Consider the following 3,105-nt stretch of genomic DNA (forward strand, 5'->3'; position numbering starts at 1 on the left):
AGCAGCGGCGCGCGGTTCCTGATGGACGCGTTCGCCTCCTCCACGTTGTCGATGCGCTCCCGACCTGCACGGCGTCCCGTCCAACGCGCTGCCCGCGGAGGTCAACGAGGTCAACGTCTTCAGCGACCGCGGCGCGTGGCACGCCTACGCCCTGCCGCGGCCGGGGGACAAGGACGCGTACGGCGGGTTCTCCGGGCCGCTCTACATCGCCCAGGAGTACCCGTGGTGGCTGAGCAGGGCGTTCAGCCGGATCCGGCTGCGCGCGGACGGCCGGGACCTCGACCTCGGCGCCGCCGGCGCGCCCCGGCTCACCGCCCTCCCCGGGATGCTGCGCCAGGTCTACGACCTGCCGGGACTGCGGCTCACCCTCGAACTGCGCTTCGCCTCCGGGCACAGCGCGCTCGTCCGCGCCTCCATCGCCAACATCGGAAACGGCCCCCGGACGGTGGAGGTCGGCTGGAGCGGTTCGCTCCTGCGCCCTGACGACGAGCCGATGAGAAGCGCGCCGTCCCTGCACGCCACGGCGCGCGGCGTCGCGGTCGGCTTCGCCCGCGTCCGCGAGCAGTGGGACTACCTCACCGACGGGACCGAACGGTTCGAGGTGACCCACGCCGACCCCGTCCGCACCACCGTCGCCGGCGACTCCTACCGGACCGACCTGGCGCGCCCGCTGACCCTCGCGCCGCGCGGCTCGTCCGCGCTGACCTGGACCGAGACCTACACCTTCACCGCCGCCGAACGCGAGCGGGAGGCCGCGGCCGTCCGCGACCTGCTGCGCCGCCCCGGCAAGGCGATCGGCGACACCGACGCCCGCTGGCGCCGGTACGTCGCCGCCGTCACCGCCGACGTGCCCGCGGGACGGCGGCGGCTCGCGGTCAAGGCGCTCGAAACCCTCGTCACGAACTGGCGCGGCCCGGCCGGGAGGCTCGACCACGGCGGCATCACGCCGTCCATCTCCTACAAGTGGTTCACCGGCGGCTTCTGGGCCTGGGACACCTGGAAGCAGGCGGTCGGCGTGGCGGGCTTCGACCCGGCGCTCGCCCAGTCGCAGATCAGGTCGATGTTCGACCACCAGATCACCGCGGGTTCGCGTGACCGGCCGCAGGACGCCGGGATGATCCCCGACTGCCTCTTCTACAACGACCCCGCCCGCGGCGGCGGCAACTGGAACGAGCGCAACACCAAGCCGCCGCTGGCCGCCTGGGCGGTCTGGGAGACCTACCGGCGCAGCGGTGACGTCCGGTTCCTGCGCGAGATGTACCCGAAGCTGGTCGCCTACCACGACTGGTGGTACCGCACCCGGGACCACGACCACGACGGCCTCGCCGAGTACGGCGCGACCGTCGACCCGGCCAACGACACCCCGGAGGCCCGGCGGCAGGCCGCCGCCTGGGAGAGCGGCATGGACAACGCCCCGCGCTTCGACGCCGCGCTCGGCACCACCGCCGTCGAGAACCGGGACGCCGCCGGACGGGTCGTGGGCTACTCGCTGAACCAGGAGTCCGTCGACCTCAACTCCTACCTCGCCGCCGAGAAGGGCTACCTCGCGGCGATCGCGGAGCGCCTCGGCGACCGGGCGGCGTCCCGCCGCCTGACCGCCCAGGCGCGGACGCTCACCGCCGCGATCCGCACGGCGATGTACGACCCGGCGACCGGCTACTTCTACGACACCGACCTCGCGACGGGGCGGCGCCTCACCGACCGGGGCCGCGGCATCGAGGGGGCGATCCCGCTCTGGGCGGGCGTGGCGACCGGGCCCCAGGCGGCCGCCGTCCGCGGCAGGCTGACCGACCCGGAGGAGTTCGCCACCCCGATGCCGTTCGCGACGGTGGCGAAGAGCTCGCCGTACTTCGCCCCGGAGAAGTACTGGCGCGGCCCCGTCTGGCTCGACCAGGCGTACTTCTCCCTGGAGGGCCTGCGGAGGTACGGCTACCGCGCCGACGCGTCCGCCCTCGCCGACCGCCTGCGCGGCTCGGCGTCCGGCCTGCTCGGAGACGCGCCGATCATGGAGAACTACAACCCCCTGACGGGCGCCCCGCTGAACTCGACCAACTTCAGCTGGTCCGCCGCGTTGCTGCTGGCCCTGGACTGACGCCCGAGCGTCGCCGGCGCCCGGACGGCCCGGGTCGCGCGGGGCCGTTCAGGCGTCGGCGGCGCAGCGGAAACCGGTGTTGCCGGTGGTGGAGTCGGGTGTGTTGGAGGTGCGGGCGGCGACGCGGTAGCGGTTGCAGTAGGAGTCGTGGCAGAGGTACGAGCCGCCGCGCATGGCGCGGGTGTCGCCGTCCCGGGTGAAGGCGTCGGCACACCATTCCCAGACGTTGCCGACGGTGTTGTAGAGCCCGTAGGCGTTGGGACGGTAGGCGTCGGCGGCGACGGTCCCGGGGCGCCCGTCGTGCTGGTCGGGGAACCGGCCGCGCCAGATGTTGCACCGGTCCTGGCCGCGCGGGCGCAGCTCGTCGCCCCACGGGTAGGTGGCCTGATCGAGGCCGCCGCGCGCGGCGTACTCCCATTCGGCTTCGGTGGGGAGGCGCTTGCCCGCCCACGCGGCGTAGGCGGCGGCGTCGTTCCAGGAGACGTGGACGACAGGGTGTTTCCGGCGCTGCCGGACGTGGCTGCCCGGGCCTTCGGGGCGGTTCCAGGCGGCGCCCTCGATGCCGCGCCACCAGGGCGTCCCGGCCGGTGACGGAGCCGTGCGCGCCACGGCCGGGGGCAGAAGGCCCTGGAAGACGTAGGACCACCCGAAGCCCTCGGCCTCAGTCCGGTACCCGGTCTCCTTGACGAACTGGGAGAACTCGGCGTTGGTGACCGCGTGCGGGTCGATGCGGAACGGCTCCACGCGGACGTCGCGGACCGGCCCTTCGCCGTCCCGGGGGTTGGCGTGGACGTCCTCGTTGCCCATGCGGAAGGTGCCGCCGGGCAGCACGATCATGCGGTTGAGGCGCGGAGCGGCGCGAGGGGGCACGGCGGGCCGGGGGAGCCGCGCGGGCTGGGAGAGCCGCGCGGGCTCGGAGAGCTGTGCCGGCTGGGAGAGCTGTGCCGCCCGGCGTGAGGCGGCGCAGCAGGCGGGCATGTCGGCTGAGGTCATGGCTTCCGATGGAGGTGTGC

Annotated in this window: 2 protein-coding genes; one reads left to right on the forward strand and one right to left on the reverse strand. The window is 74.1% G+C overall.

Annotation, left to right across the window (positions count from 1 at the left end):
- Positions 1–88: 88 nt before the first annotated feature.
- Positions 89–2,092, forward strand: coding sequence for a trehalase family glycosidase (locus AB0C69_RS40510; protein WP_360361812.1), 2,004 nt, complete (start codon positions 89–91; stop codon positions 2,090–2,092).
- Between the two features lie 48 nt (positions 2,093–2,140).
- On the opposite strand, the gene AB0C69_RS40515 is transcribed toward AB0C69_RS40510, so the two are convergent.
- Positions 2,141–3,085, reverse strand: coding sequence for a formylglycine-generating enzyme family protein (locus AB0C69_RS40515; protein WP_360361814.1), 945 nt, complete (start codon positions 3,083–3,085; stop codon positions 2,141–2,143).
- Between the last annotated feature and the right edge of the window lie 20 nt (positions 3,086–3,105).

The sequence above is a fragment of the Actinomadura sp. NPDC048032 genome, from assembly GCF_040653175.1.
Taxonomy (GTDB): domain Bacteria; phylum Actinomycetota; class Actinomycetes; order Streptosporangiales; family Streptosporangiaceae; genus Spirillospora; species Spirillospora verrucosospora.